Annotated in this window: 21 protein-coding genes, 1 tRNA gene and 1 other annotated feature; all 22 genes read right to left on the reverse strand. The window is 38.8% G+C overall.

All coding sequences use genetic code 11. The features are described from left to right. Positions 1-208: 208 nt before the first annotated feature. The 22 genes from lonB to NST66_RS22815 all read right to left on the reverse strand — a co-directional run bounded on the left by lonB (position 209) and on the right by NST66_RS22815 (position 24,678). Positions 209-1,876, reverse strand: a complete 1,668-nt coding sequence (gene lonB / locus NST66_RS22710; protein ID WP_028411731.1) for an ATP-dependent protease LonB — start codon at positions 1,874-1,876, stop codon at positions 209-211. Between the two features lie 152 nt (positions 1,877-2,028). Beyond that, positions 2,029-3,294 (reverse strand): ATP-dependent protease ATP-binding subunit ClpX, encoded by a 1,266-nt coding sequence (clpX, locus tag NST66_RS22715; protein ID WP_013059367.1) that lies wholly within the window; start codon positions 3,292-3,294, stop codon positions 2,029-2,031. Between the two features lie 384 nt (positions 3,295-3,678). Beyond that, a complete protein-coding gene (gene tig / locus NST66_RS22720; RefSeq protein ID WP_340843709.1) occupies positions 3,679-4,965 on the reverse strand; it encodes a trigger factor in 1,287 nt (428 codons plus the stop codon). 221 nt (positions 4,966-5,186) lie between these two features. Then, complete coding sequence (locus NST66_RS22725) at positions 5,187-6,188, reverse strand: tetratricopeptide repeat protein (protein WP_033579642.1); 1,002 nt, start codon at positions 6,186-6,188, stop codon at positions 5,187-5,189. A gap of 101 nt (positions 6,189-6,289) precedes the next feature. After that, a complete protein-coding gene (gene leuD, locus NST66_RS22730) occupies positions 6,290-6,880 on the reverse strand; it encodes a 3-isopropylmalate dehydratase small subunit (protein WP_028411734.1) in 591 nt (196 codons plus the stop codon). Between the two features lie 14 nt (positions 6,881-6,894). Continuing rightward, positions 6,895-8,310, reverse strand: a complete 1,416-nt coding sequence (gene leuC, locus NST66_RS22735; protein ID WP_028411735.1) for a 3-isopropylmalate dehydratase large subunit — start codon at positions 8,308-8,310, stop codon at positions 6,895-6,897. A 58-nt stretch (positions 8,311-8,368) separates the two neighbouring features. Further along, positions 8,369-9,478 carry a 3-isopropylmalate dehydrogenase gene (leuB, locus tag NST66_RS22740; RefSeq protein ID WP_028411736.1) on the reverse strand — a complete coding sequence of 370 codons (1,110 nt, stop codon included), beginning with the start codon at positions 9,476-9,478 and terminating at the stop codon, positions 8,369-8,371. 19 nt (positions 9,479-9,497) lie between these two features. Next, on the reverse strand, positions 9,498-11,033 hold the full coding sequence (locus NST66_RS22745; RefSeq protein ID WP_025750618.1) for a 2-isopropylmalate synthase: 1,536 nt from the start codon (positions 11,031-11,033) through the stop codon (positions 9,498-9,500). Continuing rightward, complete coding sequence (gene ilvC, locus NST66_RS22750) at positions 11,020-12,045, reverse strand: ketol-acid reductoisomerase (protein WP_028411737.1); 1,026 nt, start codon at positions 12,043-12,045, stop codon at positions 11,020-11,022. The genes NST66_RS22745 and ilvC overlap by 14 nt, the downstream gene beginning before the upstream one ends. A 64-nt stretch (positions 12,046-12,109) precedes the next feature. Beyond that, positions 12,110-12,622, reverse strand: a complete 513-nt coding sequence (gene ilvN / locus NST66_RS22755) for an acetolactate synthase small subunit (protein WP_013059375.1) — start codon at positions 12,620-12,622, stop codon at positions 12,110-12,112. Then, positions 12,619-14,346: an acetolactate synthase large subunit gene (gene ilvB, locus NST66_RS22760; RefSeq protein ID WP_205689536.1), complete on the reverse strand. Its 1,728-nt coding sequence runs from the start codon at positions 14,344-14,346 to the stop codon at positions 12,619-12,621. The genes ilvN and ilvB overlap by 4 nt, the downstream gene beginning before the upstream one ends. Before the next feature lie 68 nt (positions 14,347-14,414). Continuing rightward, positions 14,415-14,668, reverse strand: a binding site (T-box leader). A 329-nt stretch (positions 14,669-14,997) separates the two neighbouring features. Continuing rightward, positions 14,998-15,071, reverse strand: a tRNA-Arg gene (locus NST66_RS22765). A 125-nt stretch (positions 15,072-15,196) separates the two neighbouring features. After that, the gene (locus NST66_RS22770) at positions 15,197-15,709 is read right to left on the reverse strand and encodes a metallophosphoesterase (RefSeq protein WP_028411739.1); all 513 of its coding nucleotides are present in this window, start codon (positions 15,707-15,709) and stop codon (positions 15,197-15,199) included. A 15-nt stretch (positions 15,710-15,724) separates the two neighbouring features. Continuing rightward, complete coding sequence (locus tag NST66_RS22775; protein ID WP_028411740.1) at positions 15,725-16,318, reverse strand: XTP/dITP diphosphatase; 594 nt, start codon at positions 16,316-16,318, stop codon at positions 15,725-15,727. 9 nt (positions 16,319-16,327) lie between these two features. Then, positions 16,328-17,074, reverse strand: coding sequence for a ribonuclease PH (gene rph / locus NST66_RS22780; protein ID WP_033579641.1), 747 nt, complete (start codon positions 17,072-17,074; stop codon positions 16,328-16,330). 134 nt (positions 17,075-17,208) lie between these two features. Next, complete coding sequence (locus tag NST66_RS22785; protein ID WP_033579640.1) at positions 17,209-18,294, reverse strand: GerMN domain-containing protein; 1,086 nt, start codon at positions 18,292-18,294, stop codon at positions 17,209-17,211. 113 nt (positions 18,295-18,407) lie between these two features. After that, on the reverse strand, positions 18,408-19,202 hold the full coding sequence (gene racE / locus NST66_RS22790) for a glutamate racemase (protein WP_028411743.1): 795 nt from the start codon (positions 19,200-19,202) through the stop codon (positions 18,408-18,410). Positions 19,203-19,212: 10 nt separating this feature from the next. Then, on the reverse strand, positions 19,213-19,656 hold the full coding sequence (locus tag NST66_RS22795; RefSeq protein ID WP_013059382.1) for a MarR family winged helix-turn-helix transcriptional regulator: 444 nt from the start codon (positions 19,654-19,656) through the stop codon (positions 19,213-19,215). 186 nt (positions 19,657-19,842) lie between these two features. Then, positions 19,843-20,457 carry a PH domain-containing protein gene (locus NST66_RS22800; protein ID WP_013059383.1) on the reverse strand — a complete coding sequence of 205 codons (615 nt, stop codon included), beginning with the start codon at positions 20,455-20,457 and terminating at the stop codon, positions 19,843-19,845. Between the two features lie 113 nt (positions 20,458-20,570). Further along, entirely contained in the window at positions 20,571-21,569 is a 999-nt protein-coding gene (locus NST66_RS22805; protein WP_028411744.1) for an inorganic phosphate transporter, read from the reverse strand. A 15-nt stretch (positions 21,570-21,584) separates the two neighbouring features. Continuing rightward, on the reverse strand, positions 21,585-22,217 hold the full coding sequence (locus tag NST66_RS22810; protein WP_029711160.1) for a DUF47 domain-containing protein: 633 nt from the start codon (positions 22,215-22,217) through the stop codon (positions 21,585-21,587). Positions 22,218-22,659: 442 nt separating this feature from the next. Further along, positions 22,660-24,678 (reverse strand): penicillin-binding transpeptidase domain-containing protein, encoded by a 2,019-nt coding sequence (locus tag NST66_RS22815; protein WP_049166240.1) that lies wholly within the window; start codon positions 24,676-24,678, stop codon positions 22,660-22,662. Positions 24,679-24,773: the final 95 nt, after the last annotated feature.

The raw sequence follows: 24,773 nt of genomic DNA on the forward strand, positions 1-24,773 counted from the left end.
TTTAACAATTTTATCTCATTTGTATACACATTGTCTAACAATAGTAATTACTAATTGTATCATGAGAAAGAATTAAAAGGCAAAATATATCTTTTTAAGCTCTTTTCATAAAAAAACGCCTTTTTCGTTGGCTGTGTATAAAGGTTTTATACGCGAAAAAGGCGATGAATATTCATCTGACCATTAATTTTTAATTATCATGATAGAATTAGCTAGATTCTCTATTTGGAATAGCTGGATCTACCGACAAATGTGCAACATGCTCATGTACAGACAATAGTGCTTGTTCAAACACCTCTGTTAAATGATGGACAGGAATAATATCGATACCTTTTACCTTTTCTACCATTGCATTCATATTTTCTTTTGGCACAATCACCGTCTGAACGCCTGCTTGTTTTGCTGCCTTGATTTTTGGAATTACGCCGCCAATTGGCTTTACGTTGCCGTGCAGACCAATTTCTCCTGTCATTGCTACCGTGTGTTTGATTGGGACTTCATAAATTGCTGAGTAGATCCCTGTTGCCATAGCAATACCAGCAGAAGGTCCATCGATTGGCACACCTCCCGGAAAATTCACGTGGATATCATACTCATCGGCTGGCACATCCATTGAGCGAAGAACCGTTATGACATTTTCAATTGAGCTTTTAGCCATACTTTTACGACGAATAGACTTCCCTTGAGTCCCTATACTTTCCTCTTCAACGATACCCGTAATAATAATGTTCCCTTTCTCTTTTGCAGGAATCGCTTTGACCTCAATTTCTAAAAGTGCTCCAGAGTTGGGCCCGTACACGGCTAATCCATTAATAAGCCCCACTTTTTCCTCATCTGCAATTTTCGGATCGTGTCTTGGAGATAGTTGACTAGAATGAACAATCCATTCAATATCTTCATTTTTAATGTCCGTTCGTTCCTCTGATATCGCTAGTCCAGCCGCAATTTGCATCATATTAACCGTTTCACGTCCATTGCGTGCATATGTAGAAAACAGAGATAAACCTTCTTCTGATATATCCATTCTGACTTTATTTGCTGCTTTTTTTGCAACTGTAATAATTTCGTCGCGATCAAGCTCACGGAAAAATACCTCTACGCATCTGGAACGAATGGCAGGCGGAATTTCATTAGGCGTTCTAGTCGTCGCACCAATCAAGCGAAAGTCGGCTGGTAAACCATTTTGAAAAATATCGTGAATATGTGTTGGAATTTGTGTATTTTCTTCGCTGTAATAGGCGCTTTCCATAAACACTTTTCGATCTTCTAGAACCTTTAACAGCTTATTCATCTGAATAGGATGGAGTTCTCCAATTTCATCAATAAATAAAATTCCCCCGTGTGCATCTGTAACTGCTCCTTGTTTTGGCTGCGGAATTCCAGCTTGGCCCATAGCGCCTGCGCCTTGGTAAATGGGGTCATGCACTGATCCAATTAAAGGATCTGCAATGCCTCGCTCATCAAAACGCGCCGTAGTTGCATCTAACTCTACAAATACAGCTGCTTGTTTAAAAGGTGATTTTTTATTTTTCTTTGCTTCTTCTAACACTAAACGTGCTGCTGCTGTTTTTCCTACTCCAGGCGGCCCGTATACAATAACGTGCTGTGGATTAGGACCGCAAAGGGCAGCCTTTAGTGACCGAATTCCATCTTCTTGTCCGACAATATCGGAGAAGCTAGACGGCCTCACACGTTCGGCAAGCGGCTCAGTTAAAGAGATGGCTCTCATCTTCTGCAGTTGCTCCATTTCTTTCTTTGAATCCCGGTCAATTGAGACTTTTTGCGTACGCTGATTGCGTAATAAATTCCAAAAATATAAGCCAATGATGATACCAAAAAAGAGTTGGACCATTAAGGCAATATTCGTCCAGTTCATAGATAAACCTCCTGCGCAGTTTAGTAAGATAATTATCAGTTATTATCTCCCTGCAGCAGTAGGAATAAACAAGATTCTAGTAAAAAGTAAAATTTAGTTGTCCTTCATCAACAGAAAAAAGCCGGGTACTCAAACTGAGTACCCGGCTTTTTTTATGCTGATGTTTTGCTGCCTTCTTGAATAGTAGATCCGTCTTCTAATACGAACTTAGGAGCCGCTTGATCACGAACTGTTTCACCTGTGATAATACATTTTGTAATATCATCACGTGAAGGAAGATCAAACATTACATCTAACATAATACCTTCAATGATTGAACGTAGACCACGAGCACCTGTTTTACGCTCGATTGCTTTTTTAGAAATTTCTACTAAAGCCTCGTCTTCGAACTCAAGTTCAACGTCATCAAGTTCAAGCATTTTTTGATATTGTTTCACTAGTGCATTTTTCGGTTTTGTTAAAATCTCAACTAGCGCTTCTTCATCAAGAGGGACTAAGCTAGCAGTAACCGGTAAACGACCAATAAACTCTGGAATTAAACCAAATTTTAATAAATCTTCCGGTAATACTTTTGCTAGTAACTCTTTTTCTGTAAAGTCTTGTTGTTTTGTTTCTGAACCGAAACCAATTACTTTTTTACCTAGACGGCGCTTAATAATAGGTTCGATTCCGTCAAACGCACCACCGCAAATAAATAAGATATTTGTTGTATCAATTTGAATAAATTCTTGATGAGGGTGTTTGCGTCCACCTTGAGGAGGAACACTTGCTACAGTACCTTCTAAGATTTTAAGAAGAGCCTGCTGCACACCTTCACCTGATACATCACGTGTAATAGATGGGTTTTCAGACTTACGCGCTACTTTATCAATTTCATCAATGTAGATGATACCTTTTTCAGCTTTCTCCACATCGTAATCAGCTGATTGAATTAATTTTAATAAGATGTTTTCAACATCTTCTCCTACATAACCCGCTTCTGTTAGAGATGTTGCATCTGCAATCGCAAACGGTACGTTTAAAATACGAGCCAATGTTTGAGCTAGTAAAGTTTTACCGCTTCCTGTAGGTCCAATTAATGCAATATTACTTTTTGATAACTCAACGTCATCAATTTTACTGTTTGAATTGATTCGTTTGTAATGGTTGTATACTGCAACAGATAACGATTTTTTGGCATCCTCTTGACCAATTACATACTCATCTAAAATGTCACGAATTTCTTTTGGTTTTGGTACATCTTTAAATTCTACTTCTTCTTCTGTACCTAACTCTTCTTCTACGATTTCCGTGCAAAGTTCAATACATTCATCGCATATGTAAACACCTGGACCCGCAACTAACTTGCGTACTTGTTCTTGTGTTTTACCACAAAATGAGCATTTTAACTGCCCTTTTTCATCGTTAAATTTAAACATAATTTTCACCCCTTGTAGTATTTACTAAAGTGCTCGAAGCTGATTTCTATCCGCGCTATAGCCCAACAACATGAACAACTCATCTATTTGTAGGTAAATGCCCCTCTTTATCACATAGTAAAAGCGCTATGAAAAGATTTGTATTGCATTTTACCATACATTTTCTTGAATAGATACTAAAACGTTTTATGTATATGTTGTTGATGAGCATAACAGAATGAAGATCTGCTATTATATAGTGTCCTCTTATTGGGCCTATTTCATAACCACGGATTTCAAACAATGGGTTAAAGCTGCTTCTACGGTGTTGGTTATGATATAAAAAAACTATTGAAGTTTATAAAACAAGGCACGATCAAGTCGCGCCTTGTTTCTTACTTACTATTATGCAACAGCTTTGCTGTTTTCTACAAGAAATTCAACTGCTTTACGTACTTTCATGTCTTCTTTAATGCTATCAAGACTGCCAAGCACTTTCTTAATTTCTTCGACAGGCATGTTGTACATTCCTGCCATGTTTTCTAATTCTTTTTCTACTTCTTCTTCGCTTACTTCAAGATTTTCAGCTTTTGAAATAGCTTCTAGCGTTAAGTTGATTTTCACACGCTTTTCAGCATCCGGACGCATTTGGTCGCGAAGAGCTTTTTCATCTTGACCTGAGAATTGGAAGTAAAGTTCAAGGTTAAGACCTTGCATTTGTAAACGTTGTTCAAACTCTTGCATCATACGATCCATTTCAGTGTTGAACATTGCTTCTGGAATTTCTACTTCAGCATTTTCAGCAGCTTTTTCTACTAAAGTGTCGCGAAGAGCTGATTCTGCTTGGTTTTCTTTATCGCTTTGTAATTTTTCTTTTGTTTTTGCTTTTAACGCTTCTAAAGTTTCTACTTCTTCATCTACGTCTTTTGCAAACTCATCGTCTAAAGCTGGAAGCTCTTTAGATTTGATTTCGTGTAATTTCACTTGGAATTTAGCAGCTTTACCAGCTAGCTCTTCAGCGTGATACTCTTCAGGGAATGTTACTTCCACTTCTTTTTCAGCGCCTACTTCAAGACCAACTAGTTGCTCTTCAAAGCCAGGGATGAATGTGTTAGAACCGATTTCTAAAGAATAGTTTTCGCCTTTTCCGCCTTCAAATGCTTCGCCATCAACGAAACCTTCAAAGTCGATTACAGCTGTATCGCCTTCAGCTACTGTTCCTTCTTCTTTAACAACTAGTTCAGCGTGACGCTCTTGAAGTGTTTTTAATTCAGCTTCAACGTCTTCGTCTGTTACAGTTGTATCTACTTTTTCTACTTCTAAGTTTTTGTATTCGCCTAATTTAACTTCAGGCTTAACAGTTACTTTAGCAGTGAAAACTAGAGGTTGTCCTTTTTCGATTGTTTCAACATCGATTTCTGGACGATCAACCGGCTCGATACCAGCTTCAACAATTGCATTGCTGTAAGCTTCAGGTAATAAGATGTCTAGTGCATCTTGGTATAAAGATTCTACGCCAAAACGTTTTTCGAAAAGTGGACGAGGCATTTTACCTTTACGGAACCCTGGTACGTTTACTTGTTTTACAACTTTTGTGAATGCTTTATCTAAGGCTTTATCAAACTCAGCAGCTTCAACTTCTACTGTTAAAACGCCTTGATTTCCTTCTTGTTTTTTCCATTTTGCAGACATGAATGTTTCCCTCCAAAATCATTTTAAGTAGTGATTTCTAAATTAGATAATGCAGATAGCCTATCAGTTCAAACCTCAATCATTATCTATTTAACTCCCTACTACTTTAAAGTAAGTAGGAATGTAATGTAAAGATGAAATTCTACTATACGTATTTAAGTGCATTTTACAACCATTATATTATAACATACAACAATGACGTTTCAACTAAACACCACATTTTATATAAAAGAAATTTCTTCAATTTCTTTTAGCTCTTTAATTGCCTTTCGTAATTCAGCTGCAGAGAAACTTCCGTCTTCCTCTGCTACAGCTGCATCTGACTCTTCTCCTTGCATCATCAGACTAACAGCATACACCGCTTCTGTCCAAAGTTTTACATTATCACCCGGTAAAAACGGAAATGTTATAAATAAATGACGCTGCCATATTTCAACGGCAACCTGCAGCAATGTAGGATTTTCATGCTCCAGCTTTTCCGTCAGCTGCGCTTCTACTTGCTCGGCAAACAAATACGGTGTTGTTCGTTGAAGCTGAAGCGCATTTACTTTTTTCGTCTCTCCAAACTTACTAATCATAAAATCAATGTCTACTTCTTCTTCCATGACTGTTTTTAAAGCGACTGTTTTTACGATAGGGTGAATAGCTTCAGATGAAAATAGCTGTTCCAGAAAGAAGCGCTGCTTTTCAATTCTCTTTGTTTTTAATGAATGAACCCATTCAAGCTGATCTTGAATATTGTCTAGAGCTGTGAATGATTTAAACTGCTCTATCTGTTCTTCTTCTGTTTGTTCTTCTATGACTTGTTCTTGATTCATTCTATTTTTGCAGAACTCCAATAGCTGATAAAGCTGTTCAGCATGTTCAGAAGGGAGTTTGTGTTCTTGAATAACTGCTTGTAGAGTGACATATCCTTCATGATAATGACCAAGCTGAATTAACACCATGAGGTACATTTGCAAATTATGATAATAATCGCCAATATCTTCTTTCAGCATTTGCTCACATAATTCCTTAGCTATGCCTGCATCACCGAGCTCCACGTGACAAATAACAAGGCCAAGCAAAATTTCATGATGCTTATTATCAAGTTCGTAGGCCTGCTCAAATAAAGGAAGTGCTTCTTGAAATTGCTTGTGCTGCATATGTTCTGTAGCTTTTTCAACCAACCGTTCTTTTAATAGAGGAAAAGCTACAATTTTGTTTTGTTGTTCATTCGACATGTTTTCTCCCCACTTCGCGGTCCATTTGCTTTACAGTTTAGCAATTGAATTAACGGAACGCAAAAAAATCGAGCAAAATCATCATTTTGCTCGATTTTTGGTTAATATCTTACCGTTTTTGCTTCATAAGCAGAAATGTCGTCTTCAAAAGAAAGCGTATAGCCAATTTCATCATATCCGTTAACAAGCATATATTTCCAATGGCCATTAATCTCAAACGTACGTTCAAAACCTGCTTCATCGGTAATTTTTTGCTGATGAAGATCGATTGTACAGGCGTAAGAAGCACTTTGAGACTCTTTCATTAAATAGGAAACATCTTCTTTTGGTAAAACAATAGGTAAAATACCATTTTTTAGACAGTTTTGTTTAAAAATATCCGCAAATGACGGTGCGATAATGGCACGGAACCCATAGTCTAAAAGCGCCCATGGAGCGTGTTCACGTGACGAACCACACCCGAAGTTCTCGTCAGCTACAAGAATTGTTGCTCCTTGATTTTGAGGCTGATTTAGTTCAAACGTTTCATTTAACGTTTCATCTTCATTATATCGCCAATCAAAAAAGAGAAATTGGCCAAAGCCAGTACGCTCAATTCTTTTCAAAAATTGCTTTGGGATAATTTGATCAGTATCTACGTTTGCTCGGTCGAGACCTGCTACTTTTCCTGTATGGATTGTAAAAGCATTCATCTGTGTTCTCCTCCTTATCGCACCGCTTGTTCTTGTAGTTTGCGTACATCAACAAAATGTCCATATACCGCTGCCGCTGCTGCCATTACCGGGCTTACTAAATGCGTTCTGGCACCTTTTCCTTGACGTCCTTCAAAGTTTCGATTAGAAGTGGACGCACAGTGTTCGCCTTGTGGAACTAAGTCAGAGTTCATGCCTAGACACATGCTGCAGCCCGAGTCTCTCCATTCAAAGCCTGCTTCAATAAAAATAGCAGATAACCCTTCTTCTTCAGCCACTCGCTTTACTTTTTGAGAACCTGGTACAATCATCGCTCGCACATCTGGTGACACTTTCTTTCCTTTAATAAAGGCTGCCACGTCACGAAGATCAGACAAACGAGCATTTGTACATGAACCGATAAATACATGCTGAACTGGGATCTCTTCTATTGCCATGCCGGGCTGTAAGCCCATATACTCAAGTGCTCGTGACAAAGACTTTTTCTCAGCTTCTGTTGTACACTCTTCTAATGTAGGAACTTGCTTGCTAACATAAGAACTCATCGCCGGGTTTGTTCCCCATGTTACAACAGGCTCAATTGTATCTGCATCAATTTCTAGCGTTTCATCGTATGTTGCACCTTCATCTGTTGCTAAAGCTGCCCAAGCTTCCACTGCTTTTTCAAACTGTTCTCCTTTAGGAGCATACTGACGCCCTTTAATATAAGAGAAAGTAACATCATCTGGACTGATTAAACCAGCTTTTGCACCGGCTTCAATAGACATATTACAAATAGTCATGCGCTCTTCCATTGAAAGGTCGCGAATACATTCGCCCGTAAATTCTACGATTGAACCCGTTCCAAAATTCACGCCGAATTTTTGAATAATTGCTAACACAATGTCCTTAGCATAAACACCAGGCTGTTTTTTGCCATTTACTTTCACTTGTAGCGTTTTTGGTTTCGCTTGCCATAGCGTTTGCGTTGCTAAAACATGTTCTACCTCACTCGTTCCTATACCAAAAGCAAGCGCTCCAAATGCACCGTGAGTAGATGTATGGCTATCTCCGCACACAATGGTTTTTCCAGGCTGCGTCAATCCTAATTCCGGTCCAATGATATGCACAATTCCTTGCTCTTCGCTTGTTAAATCTAAAAGCTTCACGCCAAACTCATGACAGTTTTCAGATAGTTTGTCTACTTGTTTCTTTGCAATCGGATCTTTAATATTAAAACGGTCAACCGTTGGAATATTGTGATCCATTGTAGCAAACGTTAAGTCCGGACGCTTCACTTGACGATTTGCCACGCGAAGACCTTCGAATGCTTGAGGAGACGTTACTTCATGAATAAGATGAAGATCGATATATAATAAGTCCGGCTTCCCCTCTTCTCGACGTACAACATGTTGTTCCCAAAGCTTATCAATAATTGTTTTTGGTTTCATACTGCTCCTCCTTTCTGATTATGAAAAACGTTTCTCACAAAACGTGAGAAACGCATGATTAACTGTAAGCTGTCATAATGCTTGAAATGGCAGAATCGTTGGCAATAACCGCAGTTATTGCATCCACCATTTTATCGGTACCTAAATAATGATTACCGTCTGCTAAGTCAGCTGTTCGATGACCTGCATGTAATACACTTTCAACCGCTTGTTCAATCACCGCTGCTTCTGTTTCTAATCCAAATGAATGTCTAAGCAACATTGCTGCAGATAAAATAGCAGCAATCGGATTAGCTTTGTTTTGTCCAGCAATGTCTGGTGCAGAACCGTGAACCGGTTCGTATAAAGATGGACCATCAACCGTTAAACTCGCAGATGGAAGCATCCCTAACGATCCTGTCAGCATAGAAGCCTCATCACTCAAAATATCACCAAACATATTTTCAGTTACCACTACATCAAAATATTTCGGATTACGAATTAACTGCATAGCAGCTGAATCTACAAGCATATGCTCAAGCTCTACATCCGGGTAGTCTTTTGCTACTTCTTCAGCTACTTCACGCCACACTCGACTAGACTCAAGCACATTCGCTTTATCAACCGACGTTACCTTTTTACGTCGATTTACAGCCGTTTCAAACGCTTGGCGAATAATCCTTTCTATTTCTGTACGCTTATAAAATAACGTGTCGACAACTGTCTCTTCATTTCCTTCTGTTCGACGCTCGCTAGGCTGACCAAAATATAAGCCCCCTGTTAGCTCACGAACGATAATGAAGTCAACACCTTCAATGTATTCTTTTTTCAAAGGAGAGGCATCTGCTAAGCTATCATAAAACGTCACTGGACGAAGGTTAGCATATAAATCCAATTCTTTTCGAATAGCTAGCAAACCTTTTTCTGGTCGCAAATGTGAAGGGTTACGATCCCATTTTGGCCCTCCAACGGATCCAAGTAAGACGGCATCCGCCTGCTTACAAATCTCAATTGTACTTTCTGGAAGAGGTGTGCCAGCCTCATCAATTGCAGCTCCGCCAATTAATCCATACGTAAACTCGAATTGATGATCAAAGCGCTCTCCAATTGCTTTTAAAACGGCAACAGCGCCTTTGGTTACTTCTGTTCCTACGCCGTCACCTGGTAATACAGCGACTTTTTTTGTCATGGTGGTCTCTCCCTTCAGTTCACATTACTTCTTGCTTTGTACGATGCTGCTGAATAGCGATTAATCGATTAATGGCATTTAAATAGGCTTTCGCTGACGATTCTAATACGTCAAATGCTACTCCGCGTCCGCTTGCTTCAGTTCCTTCGCTTTCAACCTTCACAAATACTTCAGCCAGTGCATCCGGACCGCCGTTAATAGACTGAATACGATAGTCTAATAGTTTGACATCTTGCTCAACACAGCGCTGCAGCGTATTATAGATAGCTTCCACGCTTCCAGATCCCGTAGCTGCTTCTTGAATCTCTTCGCCGTTTTCTTTGCGAAGCGTAATCGTAGCCGTAGGAATATTGTTCGTACCATACTGAACTTGCAGACTTTCAAGCTTATATTCACTGTCTTTGCTAACTTGCTTTTGAATGACTAATGCCAATAAATCATCGTCGGTAATGTCTTTTTTCTTATCTGCTAAGTCTTTAAACTTCTCAAAAAGCACGTTTGCTTCTGTATCTTCCAATGTGAACCCAAGCTCTACTAAGCGTGTACGGAACGCATGACGGCCTGAGTGTTTACCCAGCACAATCGGATTTTGTTTAACACCCACAAGTTCTGGGGAAATAATCTCATATGTTAACGGATTTTTTAAGACGCCATCTTGGTGAATACCTGATTCATGAGCAAAAGCATTTTTTCCGACAATTGCTTTATTTGGCGCAATATTCATTCCGGTAAGCTTACTGATAATGTCACTCGTACGCTTGATTTCGGGCAAGATCAAACCTGTGCTCGCTTGATAGAAGTCTTGACGGACATGAAGCGCAAGTGCTACTTCTTCAAGAGCAGCGTTACCGGCACGTTCTCCGATTCCGTTAATCGTTCCTTCAATTTGAGTAGCTCCTGCTTCAATAGCAGCCATTGAATTAGCAACAGCTAGCCCTAAGTCATCGTGGCAGTGAGCTGACAAATCGACCTTATGAATATTTGATACATGTTCTTTTAAGTAATTAAATACGGATTGATAGTCACCAGGCGTGATAAATCCTACCGTATCTGGAATATTAACGACTTTTGCACCAGCATCGATAACAGCTTCTACAATTCTAGCTAAAAACGGTAAATCTGTGCGACATGCATCTTCAGCAGACCATTGAACAACCGGGAATTTTTTACTTGCGTATTTCACCATTTCCACTGCTGTTTCAAGTACTTCATCAGGTGTTTTTTTCAATTTATGCTGCATATGAATTTCGGAAGTAGCGATAAAAACATGCAGTCTTGGTTCTGCACTTTCTTTTAACGCTTCCCATGCAATGTCAATATCTTTTGTAACAGACCTTGCAAGGCCTGTTACAGAAGAATTTTTGACAATAGACGCAATTTCTTTTACGGATTGAAAATCACCTTTTGAAGAAGCTGGAAATCCGGCTTCAATAATGTCGATACCTAATCGCTCTAACTGCTTAGCAATTTCAAGCTTTTCTTGTAGGTTCAAATTGACTCCAGGTGACTGTTCACCATCGCGTAGCGTCGTGTCAAATAGTTTAATTTTTTGCACTAGCGATCACCGCTTCTTTCTTTTGTTTTTTAACAAATGGCATCATTTCACGTAATTGAGCGCCAACTTTTTCAATTAAATGTTCGTTTTCACGGTTATTGATAGCTGTAAATTCTGGACGATTTGCTTGGTTTTCTAGGATCCAGCCTTTTGCAAATTTACCTGTTTGGATATCTTCAAGCACTTTTTTCATTTGTTCTTTTGAACGCTCATCTACAACGCGTGGTCCTGAAACGAAGTCACCCCATTGAGCTGTATCAGAGATTGAATAACGCATGCCTTCCATTCCGCCTTCATACATAAGGTCAACAATTAATTTTAATTCGTGTAAACACTCAAAATATGCAACTTCCGGTTGGTAGCCAGCTTCTACAAGCGTTTCAAAACCAGCTTTAACTAATGAAGTTAAACCGCCGCAAAGTACTGCTTGCTCACCGAAAAGATCTGTTTCTGTTTCTTCTTTAAACGTTGTTTCTAATACACCCGCACGAGCTGAGCCAATTGCTTTAGCATAAGCTAATGCTACGTCTTTTGCTTCGCCAGTTACGTCTTGGAATACTGCGAATAACGCCGGTACGCCAGCTCCTTCTTCATACGTTCTTCTTACAAGGTGACCAGGACCTTTTGGAGCTACTAAGAATACGTCAACGAATTCAGGTGCTACGATTTGATTAAAGTGAATGTTAAAACCGTGAGCAAATACTAAAGATTTTCCTGGTTTTAATCCTGGAAGAATTTCTTCGTTATAAACTTTTGGCTGATGCTCATCTGGAAGTAATACCATTACTACTTCTGCTTGTTGAACTGCTTCTTTTACAGATAATACAGTGAAGCCGTCTTGTTCTGCTTGATCCCATGATTTACCTTTACGTAATCCTACTACCACGTTTACTCCGCTGTCGCGTAAGTTTTGTGCGTGAGCGTGACCTTGTGAACCATAACCTACGATTGCTACTGTTTTACCTTGTAATAATTGATCCTTTGCATCTCCGTTGTAATATACCTTTGTCATAATAAATCTCTCCTCTTAGTTTATATAGTTTTATATAGTTTACTTTTTTAGTAACTAGCTAGAATTAAATGATTGATGAAAGTTTGGCTGCTGCTTTTTGCGTACCGCGCGGAACAGCTACTGTCCCTGTGCGCGTTACTTCTTTTAATCCATAAGGCTGAAGTAAATCAATCATCGCTTCAATCTTGCTGGATTCACCTGTTACTTGAATAATTAAGCTGTCGCGGCTTACATCAATGATGGTTGCACGGAAAGGCTCAATTACTGCATAAAGTTCGTTACGGCTCGCAGGTGTAGATGCTACTTTCATTAAAGCAAGCTCTCTTGACACCACGGCTTGATCCGTAATATCTTGAACTTTCAACACGTCAATCTGCTTGTTTAACTGCTTAATCACTTGTTCAGCAGCATTGTCATGCTCTACGTTTACGACAAACGTCATGCGTGATACATCTTCAGATTCAGTGTGTCCTACCGAAATACTCTCAATATTGAAATTTCTTTTTGTAAATAACCCCGTTACGCGATTTAAAACGCCCGCACGGTTTAATACAGTTGCTGTAATGATTCGCTTCATGGTTTCACCCCTACCATTTCATGTAATCCTTTTCCAGGTGCAACCATTGGATATACGTTTTCTTTAGGTGCGACAAAGAAGTTTAGTAAAACAGGTCCATCTGTTTCCATTGCTTCTTTCAGAGCCGCATGCGCTTCTTCTTCAGTAGAAGCTTGTAAACCTTTGATATCATAGGCTTCTGCAAGCTTCATTAAATTAGGCTGATTCGGAATTAAAGAGTGCGAGTAGCGTTCTTCATAGAAGATTTCCTGCCACTGACGAACCATTCCAAGCGACTGATTGTTAAGCACAACCACTTTAACAGGTAAGTTTAATTCTCTAATAACCCCTAATTCTTGAAGCGTCATTTGAAATCCACCGTCACCAACGACTGCTACAACTGTTTTATCTTTATTTGCCAGCTGAGCGCCGATTGCAGAAGGTAATCCAAAGCCCATGGTGCCAAGGCCACCTGAAGTTACCCATCGATCTGGATTATTAAATGTGTAGTATTGAGCTACCCACATCTGATGTTGCCCAACGTCCGTTGTAACAACGGCATCTCCATTTGTATATTTGTGAAGCAACTCAACTACTTTTTGTGGTTTCAACACGTCCGCTGAGTTCTGATACCATAATGGATATTCTTGTTTCCACGCCGCTAATTTCTCATGCCATTTCGTATAATCTCCAACTTCTCCTTCTTGCAGAAGCAATTGCTTTAATACTTCTTTTGCATCTCCAACAATTGGAATCTTGGTTGGAACATTCTTTCCAATTTCCGCTGGGTCGATGTCAATGTGAGCAATTTTTGCATTTGGTGCAAAATGCTTTAAGTTACCTGTTACTCGGTCATCAAAGCGCGCCCCGATACTAATGAGAAGATCACTCTCATAAATTGCCATGTTTGCTGTGTACGTTCCGTGCATGCCAGCCATTCCTAAATGAAGCGGATGATCTGCAGGAAAGCAACCTAACCCTAAAAGCGTATTAATAACCGGAATATTTTGACGCTCAGCATAATTTTTTAATTCTTCTGAACCTTTACTCAATAATACTCCCGCACCTGCTAGAATAACAGGTTTCTTTGCAGCTGCTACTGCGTCTGTTAACTTTTTAACCTGCAGCTGATTTGGAAAATAAGTTGGCTGATAGCCAGGTAAATCAATTTCTCCTTCGTAATTAAATGTTCCATCACCCTGTGCCATATCTTTTGGAATGTCGATTAAGACTGGACCAGGTCTTCCTGTTGTCGCAATATGAAATGCCTCTTTGATGATTCTCGGCATGTCGCTGATATTGCGTACTTGATAGCTATGTTTTGTAATTGGCATTGTGATTCCTAATACATCTGCTTCTTGGAACGCGTCAGAACCAATTACACTTGAAGCTACTTGACCAGTAAAAACAACTAAAGGAAGTGAGTCAATCATCGCATCTGCCAAACCTGTTACGATATTTGTTGCACCAGGACCACTTGTTGCGATAACTACACCGGGTTTACCTGAAATTCTTGCGTACCCTTCTGCTGCGTGAATTCCACCTTGTTCGTGACGAGCAAGTACGTGAAACATTCCTGAACCGTATAGCTTATCGTAAATCGGTAAAACGGCTCCCCCTGGGTAACCGAAGATGACGTCAACGTTTTCTCTTCTTAGAGATTCAATCAACATGTCAGCTCCATTCATTTGTGCCCCAGCGCTTACAGGTTCTTTCGTTTGCATATTGGCTCCCACTTTTCTCATCCTTTCGTTTTCTAGATAAAAGAAAAAAGACTTCTCACCCCTAAATAGACCCTATCAAATGATATAGGTCAAGGGGCGAAAAGTCTTTTGTACTTTACGCGGTACCACCCTCGTTTGTAATCGTAATGATTACCTTATGAATGTATACTGTACATTCTTTTTGATAACGAGTGCTTTGGAAGTACACTCGGTCGCCCTTACTGAATTTCAGGGTGACACTCTGAGGTGAGTTCATTTTGACTTGGTAACGCCGGCTTCCAGCAACCCGACTCTCTGTTGATACCTAAACATCAAAACTACTTATCCTCTTCAACGTTTTAAAACGCTATATGCTTTTTGAACAATGCTTTACACATCATATTTTAAATTAATTACAATTAATTAAAATTTTTAGAAAACTTATATTTGAGGACTATCTTACGCCCATTTCTATGCATAGTCAACCACTTTTCAAGTTTTTTTTAGACAATTTAGACTAAACAGAATATTTGAATGCGTTTTCATTATTGATGCAATAAGGGTTTATAGCCACTCAAAAAGTTTTTCTGAAACGTTCATTTGTACACACTGAATGAACAAACATTCACTTTTAAGATAAATAAAAAAATCCCGGCTTTTACTAAAAAGTAAAAGCCGGGATTTTTTTCTAGACGTCCCAGGAGAGATTCGAACTCCCGACCGACGGCTTAGAAGGCCGTTGCTCTATCCTGCTGAGCTACTGGGACATAATGTTAAACTGTATCAAAGACAATACTTATTATATTCAAATATAATTTAAAAGTCAACGTTTTTTTGAAATTTTATGAGAAGAGAGGTAAAAAACCTTCTCTTCTCCCTATATTTGGCTATATTATGCTGAAAGTGTACAGGTTAACTGCATGCTAGGAATATGTTTACCGCTTATATCGTAAAACTGCACGGTAGCTTCTGTACCATCCATTACTAGTATAGCATACGTACGTTCTTTTCTCATACGAGGAAGTAACATACTTCCTGGATTGATAAATAAAACTCCGTCCATGAGCTCAGCTCCCGCTATGTGAGAATGCCCAAAACAAACAACGTTTGCCCCCACTTCTCTCGCTTTGTAATGCAGATTCATCATAGACATTTTAACATTATATAAGTGACCGTGTGTAACCAGACACGTGGCTTCTCCAAGTGACTCTACTCGATCATTGACGTAAGATGCATCATAATCACAATTTCCTCGAACGCCTAAAAACGAAGACATTTCTTTGCTGTCTTGTGGCAGCTCAGAGTCACCACAATGAATCATCTTATCTACATCAGCATGTCTTTCTCTGATAGTGAGCAGTTCTTCTTGTAACCCGTGGCTATCGCTTACAATTAATAGTTTCACACGTCATCACTCCTTCTAAAATTGCGCATCAATTAGCGGTGCTAGTTTTTCTAACGCATTTGCTCGGTGACTAATTTGATTTTTTTGTTCTTTAGACAATTCTGCCATGGAGCAGTTCCATTTTTCTACAAAGAAAATAGGATCGTATCCAAAGCCGTTCTCGCCTCTTTTTTCTTCCAAGATGCGCCCTTCACACGTGCCTTCTACAAGCTCTGTTCTCTTTCCAGGCACTGCAATAGCAAGCGTACAATGAAAACGTGCCGTGCGTTTTTCAAACGGCACGTCATGTAATTTTTGAAGTACCTTCTCTATATTAGCATTATCATCTTTATTTTCACCAGCATAACGCGCGGAATAAACGCCTGGCTCTCCATTTAAGGCATCAATAGCAAGCCCAGAATCATCGGCAATAACCGGCTTATTTAATGCTGATGAAATGGTTTCTGCCTTTAGCGTGGCGTTCTCTGCAAATGTAACGCCCGTTTCTTCCACGTCCTCAATTTCAGGAAAATCAAGAAGCGATGTTACTTTAAATCCCTTCGGTGAGAATAGTGTTTCAAAATCCTTTACTTTGCCTGCATTTTTAGTTGCAATAATGATTTCACGCACGTTAATCCCTTACCTTTCTTTAACCGGAATGTAAGCAGCCAGATGATCAAGAACTTCCTTTTGCTGTTCAATCAATTGATAAACACCCTTTTCCCCTAAATCCAGAAGATGGTTTAACTGTTCTCTCGAAAACGTCGATTCCTCTCCCGTTCCCTGTAATTCTACAAACTGTCCGCTTCCTGTCATCACAATATTCATGTCAACTTCCGCTGTCGAATCTTCTTCATAATTTAAATCTAAAATCGAATTTTCTCCATGGATACCTACTGAAGTCGCAGCTAAATAGTCACGAATAGGAATTTCTGTCAGCTTGTTCTCTTCAACCAGCTTTCCAAACGCTAAAACCATAGCCACAAATGCACCTGTAATCGATGCTGTTCTTGTTCCGCCATCTGCTTGAATAACATCACAATCAATCCAAATGGTTTTTTCTCCGACCTTTTCCAGGTCGACTACAGAACGAAGAGCTCGTCCGATCAGACGCTGAATTTCCATTGTTCGTCCTGTGACTTTACCTTTTGTTGATTCGCGTATATTTCTTTGTGCCGTAGCTCGAGGCAGCATAGAATATTCAGCTGTAATCCATCCTTTTCCTTGTCCACGCATAAAAGGAGGCACTCTGTCGTCTATGCTTGCTGTACAAATAACCTTTGTGTCTCCCACCGAGATTAATACAGATCCTTCTGGATGCTTTAAGTATGAAGTATGAAGAGATACAGGTCTCAATTCATTAAATTCCCTACCGTCCAAACGCATTAAGCATGTCCTCCTATTAATTCATTTATATGTAATAGCTTCTTCCATTTTAACTATAAAACAGCGGAAAGAGGTCGCTATTTCAGCAGACCTCTTTCTACTTAGTCCTTTACTAGTATAACAAAAATTTGTTTTTAAAAACTACCTGTGTTCACATTTTTAGGTCTTGAAACTGGCTCCGTTAGCTTTTTCCCTTTTTCATCTTTTAGCGTTTTTTTGCCATTCACCTTAATGGCAACGCTGTCTACGGCTTTTTGTTCCGTCAGCGATAACACCAAGGAGTCGAGAACATACTGAGAAATTTCCGTTCCTTTTAAATTTCCAAAGATGTTTTTATTAAAGTTCAGCGTTAACTGACCGTCCGCATACTTTGGAGCTGCTACGAGCTTCGCATCAGGATTAAAATCTGTCACTAAACCTGATGCAGGCGCAGGTCCTTCTACAAGCTCGTTCACAATTGCAGTGTACATATCTTTGTCATCAGAAGCAATTCGTTTTGTAACAGGAACATAGTAAGTTTGTTTGCCCTCTTGAGCTAAGTAATAGATCGTAACTGGCTTCGTTTGGGTTACGTCAACTACTCCAGTATTATCAAAGTTAATGCCATCTGCTCTGCTCAACCCTTTACTGATTGGTGTATGATTTACAGGCATCTCATCTTTATCATAGCCGTTAATGCGAATTTTAACTTTATTTACGCCTTCAAACTGCGTCAGCGTCCACGTTACGGCCTGCAGGATACGGAGTTCATCTTCTTTTTTATATTCAGCAAATTCAGGTGAAAAATCTGCTACCATCGTGCCGTCACTTTCCAGCTTTGTCCCTAAAACTCTTGTATCAGCAGGAAGAACCGCTCGGAAATTATTTGGCAATAAGTTTGTGACTGGTCCACCCTCTACTAAATATTCAAGAGACTGTTTAGCGACACCTTTTGATTTAGGAATTTCAAGCGTCTGGGGAACAACGTACCCGTTTTTATCAATTAAGTAAATTTCTCTTTTGGTAGGCGCAGATGTTTCTGCCGCTTTACTTTGTTTTTTATTAGCTTCCGTTACTTTCGCTTCAGTCGCTAATGATTTTTCATCTTTCACATAGGTGACATCCTTTGGCGGATCAATTTCCTTTGCTGCGTTATCCCCTCCGAAAAGTCCACAGCCGGATAACAACACAGATGTGGTCACCACGGCGGATATGAGAACAAATTTGGTCTTTTTGGACATTCCTTTCCCTCCTCAGACTGTTTGTACTACTATGTATACGAGCTTATTTGCATTTTAGACCAGCTCAAACAAGTTTTTGGCCACAAAAAAAACCGAGCTTAATATGCTCGGTTTTAAAGCTTGATATGCTCAACATTATATACAGGGTGCTCAAACCATTTAGATGCAATAGATTGAAACAGTTCTGTTGAGCCTGTTGTATAGAAGTAGTGTTCGGGCTCCATGCTTCTAGGAGCTAGTAAATTGCTATAAGAAAGAATGGCACTTACCTCTATTGCCGTTTCTTCACCAGAACTGATTAACTGAACTCGAGGCCCAATTGCTTCTTGAATAACTGGCTTTAATAACGGATAATGCGTACATCCTAAAATAAGGGTATCCATATCTGTATGATAAAAAGGTTTTAATGTTTCTTTTACAATTCGCTGCGCTTCCGGTCCTTCATAATTACCGCTCTCTACAAGAGGTACAAACAAAGGGCATGCTAAATTTTCCACTTCCACTCTCGTATGAAGAGCGCGGAGTGCATGTGTATAGGCTTGGCTTTTAACGGTTCCGTTTGTGCCGATTACGCCTATTTTATGATTTTTAGTTACTTTAAGCGCAGCTCGTGATCCTGGTTCAATGACGCCTATAACCGGAATATCGAGCTGTTCTTGAATTTCATCTAGTACAACTGCCGTAGCCGTGTTGCACGCAATAACAAGCATTTTAATATCTTTATCTACTAAATAATTAGTCATCTCCCATGTGAAAGCTCGTACTTCTTCACTGGGACGAGGACCGTATGGGCAGCGGGCTGTATCTCCAATGTACATAATTTGTTCTTTCGGAAGCTGTCTCATAATTTCCTTTGCTACCGTTAATCCGCCCACACCTGAATCTATAACACCAATTGGTCTACTCAAAACAATCGCCTCATTTTTCTTTCATTTCATCATGTAATTTTCGTAACGTTACTCGTAAAACTTCTGTTTCACTAGGAGAGAAGTTTGCCAGTACGCCATTTAAATACGTTTGTCGCTTTTCAATTACTTCTTCGATAACACGTGCTCCTTCAGGAAGCAAATGAATACGCACTACGCGGCGGTCTTTCGGATCTTTGACCCTAACCACCAACTTATTTTTTTCCATACGATCTACTAAATCTGTCGTTGTACTACAAGCGAGAAAAATCCGATTTGATAAATCGCCAATCGTCATATCTCCACGTTCAAACAGCCACTGCAAAGCAATAAACTGAGGTGGCGTAATCGTATAGTCTTCTAAAATTTCTCTTCCTTTTTGCTTCACAATAGCTGCAATATGTCGAAGTGACTTTTCTAATTCTGCCACTGTATCCTCATTATTTTTTGCTGTCATACCGTAATCCTTTCCACCTATAAGTCTTATTTTCTATTATTTCTTTCAGTTAAACCCGTCTCTATTGTTTCTCTTTTCTATTTTATATTGTGCTCTTTTTTCGGTGATTTTTCAAGGTTAACATGAGGATTCTACAACGTTCAGCATTAAAAAACAGCTGCTCCATAAAAGGAGCAGCTGTTTCTATTAATTATTGATATACAGCTCGAAAACTGAGCTGAAATCTTTTGTTGTGTAGGCTGTTTTTTTATCTAATAACCAAGAAAACGCGGCTTCGTTAATTTCTTTAAATTCACCAGCAACACTTCCACTTGTATTTCTTGTACTGCTTAGCGTAGAAGAAGCTAGCTGAATGCTTTGTTTAGCAAAATCGAGCGCAATTTCATTTTCACGCGTTATTTCAGACATTTTAAACAGCGCTTTATATAAATCTTTTACCTCTTCTATATGCTTTTTGTGTACATCGATAGAAAAAGTTTCCGAGCCAATTTTAAATTTAATTTCCACATCTAAATCGACAGTTCCAGCCGTTTCTAGCATTACGTTTGAAATGTGATTTGTGCTGTAGTTATAGCGGCGAAGCATTCGCTTTTTACTTGTAGCACTTGTTCCATCAAGGTGAATGAGCGCTTTATTGGTAAAGCAATATTCATCTGACTTTGATTTGATTAGAAAATAAATTTTTTCTTGTTCTTCATGCATAACGTAATCGTCTGCATCTACCTTGTCATAATCAACTGGCTTAATAACAGAACCAATATCACTTAGCCCCAATACATCAGCAGCTACTTTTCCAAACATTTCCCCATCTCCCTTTTAAAAACGATTGTGTTATTTTCATGTTTTAAGTGTACTGTGCAAATGAGGGGATGTAAATAAAAAAAGGAGCTTCTTTAAAAGAAGCTCCCCATTTATTAAAAGAACAAATTTAAAATCATATAGATAAGTGCAGCTAATGAAGCTGAAATTGGCAATGTGATAACCCATGTAATCACCATGCGCTGTGCAGTTCCCCATTTTACACCTTTCACTCGGTGAGCAGAACCTACACCTAAGATAGAAGATGAAATAACATGAGTAGTACTGACAGGTAGATGAATAAACGTTGCTCCAAAGATAATGGCAGCACCCGTTAAGTCCGCAGCTACTCCATTAACAGGACGAATTTTCATAATTTTACCGCCAACGGTTTTAATGATTTTCCATCCACCAATTGACGTTCCAAGCCCCATTGCGACCGCACAAGCCAGCTGTACCCACCACTGAATCTCAGTACCGCTTTGCATATTGTTAGCAATAAGCGCTAGCGTAATGATACCCATTGCTTTTTGCGCATCATTCGTACCGTGTGTGTAAGATTGTAGAGCTGCAGTCAGGATTTGAACGCGGCGAAAACGCTTATTCGTTTTCGTCAAGTTATGGTTTTTAAACGTTAGCTTGATAATCGTATAGACAATATAACCTACTACAAAGGCTAGAACTGGTGAAATTAGAAGGGCTTCGATGATTTTGATGAAACCTTTGTAATTTAAAGCACCAAATCCAGCAGCTGCAATAGCTGCTCCTGCAATCGATCCAATAATTGCATGAGAAGAACTACTCGGGATACCGAAATACCATGTGATTAGGTTCCACGCGATAGCAGAAATTAATGCTGCTAAAATAACGACAGAACCATTTTGAAGCGTATAAGGATCAACGATATCCTTTGTAATCGTTTTGGCTACGCCCGTAAACGTCATAGCCCCGACAAAGTTCATGGTTGCGGCTAAAAGAATTGCATGTCGCGGTTTTAAAGCTTTGGTTGAAACAGAAGTCGCAATGGCATTAGCTGTATCGTGAAATCCGTTGATAAAGTCAAAACCAAGTGCACCAACTACAATTAGAATGGTTAATATTAGCATTGAATCCATTATACTATAGCCCCGTTACGCATTCTTCATAATAACTGATTCTAAGTTGTTCGCAACCGTTTGACAATAATCCGCGATTTCTTCTAGCGTTTCATAAATTTCTTTATATTGAATAACTTTAATTGGATCTTTACATGTTGCAAATAATTGTTTTAGTGCACGACGATATAATGTATCACAATGTGACTCATACTCTTTAATTTTAATTGCATGCTCACTAATTTGAAGAAGCTTTTTCTCAGACAACAAATTAATAGTAATTAAAATTTCTTCAGCACAGCCTTGAATATTTTTAACAAATTCAGCTACATATTCATCAAATGTCGTAATTGAATGAATTTCCATTAAAGCAGCAAAGCTGTCGATGCCATCAAGTACATCATCCATGCTCATCGCTAGCTGTAAAATATCTTCCCGCTCAATTGGAGTAATAAATGCTTTGTTCAACTCAGTAATCACTGTATGCACGTATTTATCACCTTTTGATTCATACGCTTTTAAAACGTTGGCAAATTCCTTTAGGTCAGATACATTTTGAAGTTCAAAGCTGCCTAAAAACTCCGCTGAGTCCTTAATATTTTGGGCAATGTCCATTAACATTTCAGAAAACTTGTCTTTTTTTCTTTTGATCACGTTGCAATCCTCCATCCAATTTATCGAAACTTTACCACTCGTTTTTTCTCTCTATCTTTTTATATGTGTTCTAGTTTCTTTTTTCATTTAAAGTAATGGATAAAACCTAGCTGTTCATTACTATAACGAGAGAAACCACCTCTCTTGTGTATCAAAAAATTCTAAAAAAACAAACGTTTACCAGAGCAAAAGTCCCAAAATGTGGTTCTTTTACCTATAGGTTATGCGATTCATTTTTTTACGCCAAGTCAAAAATTACTCCTATTATTGTTAATTGTCAATAACTTTTCAAACACATTTTTTTAGGCTTCTTTACAATACATTAACAATAATACGTTGATTCCTTTTAAAATAAGGGTTTTCAGAGTTTGTATAAAATTGGGATTTACAAAAACTTAACATTACTCCCCTTGTGTAAATAATAAAAGCCAGCTCTTTTAGAACTGGCTTTTATTATTTACTTATTATATTGCTGAAATACATTTTTTACTTTCGGCACGACGTAATGACTTCCGCCTTTATCCTCTACCCCTTCAACCATCATTGAAACGAGTAAGTTTTTCTGTTTTGTGTCCACAGCTACAAACCATCCGTTTTCCTGCCCTTTTTCACCTTGAGTTTTCTTTAGCTCTGCTGTTCCCGTTTTTCCAGCCAAGGTTAACCCATCTATCTTTGCTGCATGACCCGTACCGTTTTTATCTTCAATGACATCAACTAAATCATTTTGAATTAATTGCGCCGTTTCTTTAGATATTACTTGTTTTTTCCATATTCCACTCTCATCACCGTTCATAAGAATAGGCTTTACTATATTTCCATCGTTTACAATCGATGTATACATCAATGCCAAGTGGAGAGGATTCACTTGCAGTTTCCCCTGGCCATAGCCAGAGTTTGCTAATACTCCCTCATCTTTAATATCTTGATCACCTGCAATTTTAGACGTTTCAAAAGGATAATTAACAGGCAATTTTTGATTAAACCCAAACTGTTTTAAACCACTGTTAAATTTGTCTAAACCTAGCTTCAAAGCAGTCTGCGCAAAATAAATATTATCAGATGTAACATAAGCATCACGTAAATTAACATTCGGTTTGCTGCCCACTCGTGTTACGTAGAAATTTCCCCAGCTTTTATCTTTCTGCCATTTCTTCCCGCTGATTGATATACTTTCATTTGGATTTAGCACGTCTTCATCAACCGCTAAAGCTCCGGTGACTAACTTAAATGTAGATCCCGGAGAATACGTTTTGGTAAAACGATTCATTAACGGCTTATTAGGATTCGTTGAAAGGGATTGATACGTATTAGCATCGATTCCAAAAGAAAAAGAATTCGGATCAAAAGCTGGCGTGCTTACAAGACCTAATATTTCTCCCGTTTTAGGTTGAAGAGCAGTAGCTACTCCTTTTTCATCTTTTAACTGTTCATAAAGGGATTTTTGAACATTCGTGTCTACCGTAACCTGAATGCTTTCCCCGTCTTTTGGATTCACTTTTGCAATTTCATTCTTTTTATTACCATCTTTATCTACAGTATAAATCGTGACGCCGTCTCGAGCACGAAGCTTATCTTCATACAAAGATTCTAAGCCAATCATTCCAGCTTTAGACTGAGCATTATAACCTTCATCTTTATGCTCTTTTAAATATTCAGCTGTGACAGGCGCAACGTATCCAACTAAATGAGCACACGCTTCTTCACAAGGATATACGCGCGCATTCACCTTTTTTTGTTGAATGCCTTCTACTTTTTTCAAAGAATTCTCTAAATTAGAGGCGTCTTTTTGACTAACTGTTTTAATAGGAACAAATTGATTCTCTTTCACCCAAGAAGCGCTCAGTGCTTGATTAATACTTTTTTCTGAAAGAGCAAGAGTCTTGCTTAATTGTCGTATCGCTTGCTCGCCGCCTTTAGAAAACTGCTGGGGAACAACTCCAACTTGAATCGCTTCTCCGTTTTGAGCTAAATATTTCCCTGAACGATCCATAATTTCTCCACGCACAGCTGACTGAGTAGCTACTCTTACTTGCTCTCCTTGCTTAAGTCCTTTAAAAAGCATATTAGGCTTCCAATTAATATACCAATTCTCTGTATCCCCTTGTTTTTCTTGAACCACAGCAGCATTTTCTTTAAATGAGATTTCACCGGCTACAGAGTTCATGTTTACTTCAAAAGGTAAAACAGCTTTATGGTCTTTTATTTCTAAGTCTTCTATTTTACTTGCCTTCACTTTAAGCTTGTCCGCTTCAATTGCATCATAGATATTTTTATATCGATTTACAAAGTCTTTTTCTGAAATCGTCTTTTTAGCATCTTTAGACAAGTATCCATACATACCTTCAAAATCTTCTTTATTCCACATGGCTACATATTTATCAAATCGATCCTGTGCTTTCTGTTGATCATTTGAGCAACCGGCAGTTATGAGTAAGAGAATTGCCATAGTAAAAAATAGCCACCCAATTCGTCTCATGATGATTTTCCCCCTTTTTTCAATACCATTTCTATCATATAAAATTTTACATAAACTTTCCATCAGAAAGTTACACCCAGGAATTAATTGGTATT

The organism is Priestia sp. FSL W8-0524 (assembly GCF_038005965.1).
Classification (GTDB): domain Bacteria; phylum Bacillota; class Bacilli; order Bacillales; family Bacillaceae_H; genus Priestia; species Priestia zanthoxyli.

Bases quoted from the DNA above. Each gene is read 5' to 3' on its own strand.
- lonB (WP_028411731.1), bottom strand. From the start codon at position 1,876: ATGAACTGGACGAATATTGCCTTAATGGTCCAACTCTTTTTTGGTATC.
- clpX (WP_013059367.1), bottom strand. From the start codon at position 3,294: ATGTTTAAATTTAACGATGAAAAAGGGCAGTTAAAATGCTCATTTTGT.
- tig (WP_340843709.1), bottom strand. From the start codon at position 4,965: ATGTCTGCAAAATGGAAAAAACAAGAAGGAAATCAAGGCGTTTTAACA.
- NST66_RS22725 (WP_033579642.1), bottom strand. From the start codon at position 6,188: ATGTCGAATGAACAACAAAACAAAATTGTAGCTTTTCCTCTATTAAAA.
- leuD (WP_028411734.1), bottom strand. From the start codon at position 6,880: ATGAATGCTTTTACAATCCATACAGGAAAAGTAGCAGGTCTCGACCGA.
- leuC (WP_028411735.1), bottom strand. From the start codon at position 8,310: ATGAAACCAAAAACAATTATTGATAAGCTTTGGGAACAACATGTTGTA.
- leuB (WP_028411736.1), bottom strand. From the start codon at position 9,478: ATGACAAAAAAAGTCGCTGTATTACCAGGTGACGGCGTAGGAACAGAA.
- ilvC (WP_028411737.1), bottom strand. From the start codon at position 12,045: ATGACAAAGGTATATTACAACGGAGATGCAAAGGATCAATTATTACAA.
- ilvN (WP_013059375.1), bottom strand. From the start codon at position 12,622: ATGAAGCGAATCATTACAGCAACTGTATTAAACCGTGCGGGCGTTTTA.
- ilvB (WP_205689536.1), bottom strand. From the start codon at position 14,346: ATGAGAAAAGTGGGAGCCAATATGCAAACGAAAGAACCTGTAAGCGCT.
- rph (WP_033579641.1), bottom strand. From the start codon at position 17,074: ATGCGTTTGGACGGTAGGGAATTTAATGAATTGAGACCTGTATCTCTT.
- NST66_RS22785 (WP_033579640.1), bottom strand. From the start codon at position 18,294: ATGTCCAAAAAGACCAAATTTGTTCTCATATCCGCCGTGGTGACCACA.
- NST66_RS22795 (WP_013059382.1), bottom strand. From the start codon at position 19,656: ATGACAGCAAAAAATAATGAGGATACAGTGGCAGAATTAGAAAAGTCA.
- NST66_RS22800 (WP_013059383.1), bottom strand. From the start codon at position 20,457: ATGTTTGGAAAAGTAGCTGCTGATGTATTGGGGCTAAGTGATATTGGT.
- NST66_RS22805 (WP_028411744.1), bottom strand. From the start codon at position 21,569: ATGGATTCAATGCTAATATTAACCATTCTAATTGTAGTTGGTGCACTT.
- NST66_RS22810 (WP_029711160.1), bottom strand. From the start codon at position 22,217: ATGGAGGATTGCAACGTGATCAAAAGAAAAAAAGACAAGTTTTCTGAA.
- NST66_RS22815 (WP_049166240.1), bottom strand. From the start codon at position 24,678: ATGAGACGAATTGGGTGGCTATTTTTTACTATGGCAATTCTCTTACTC.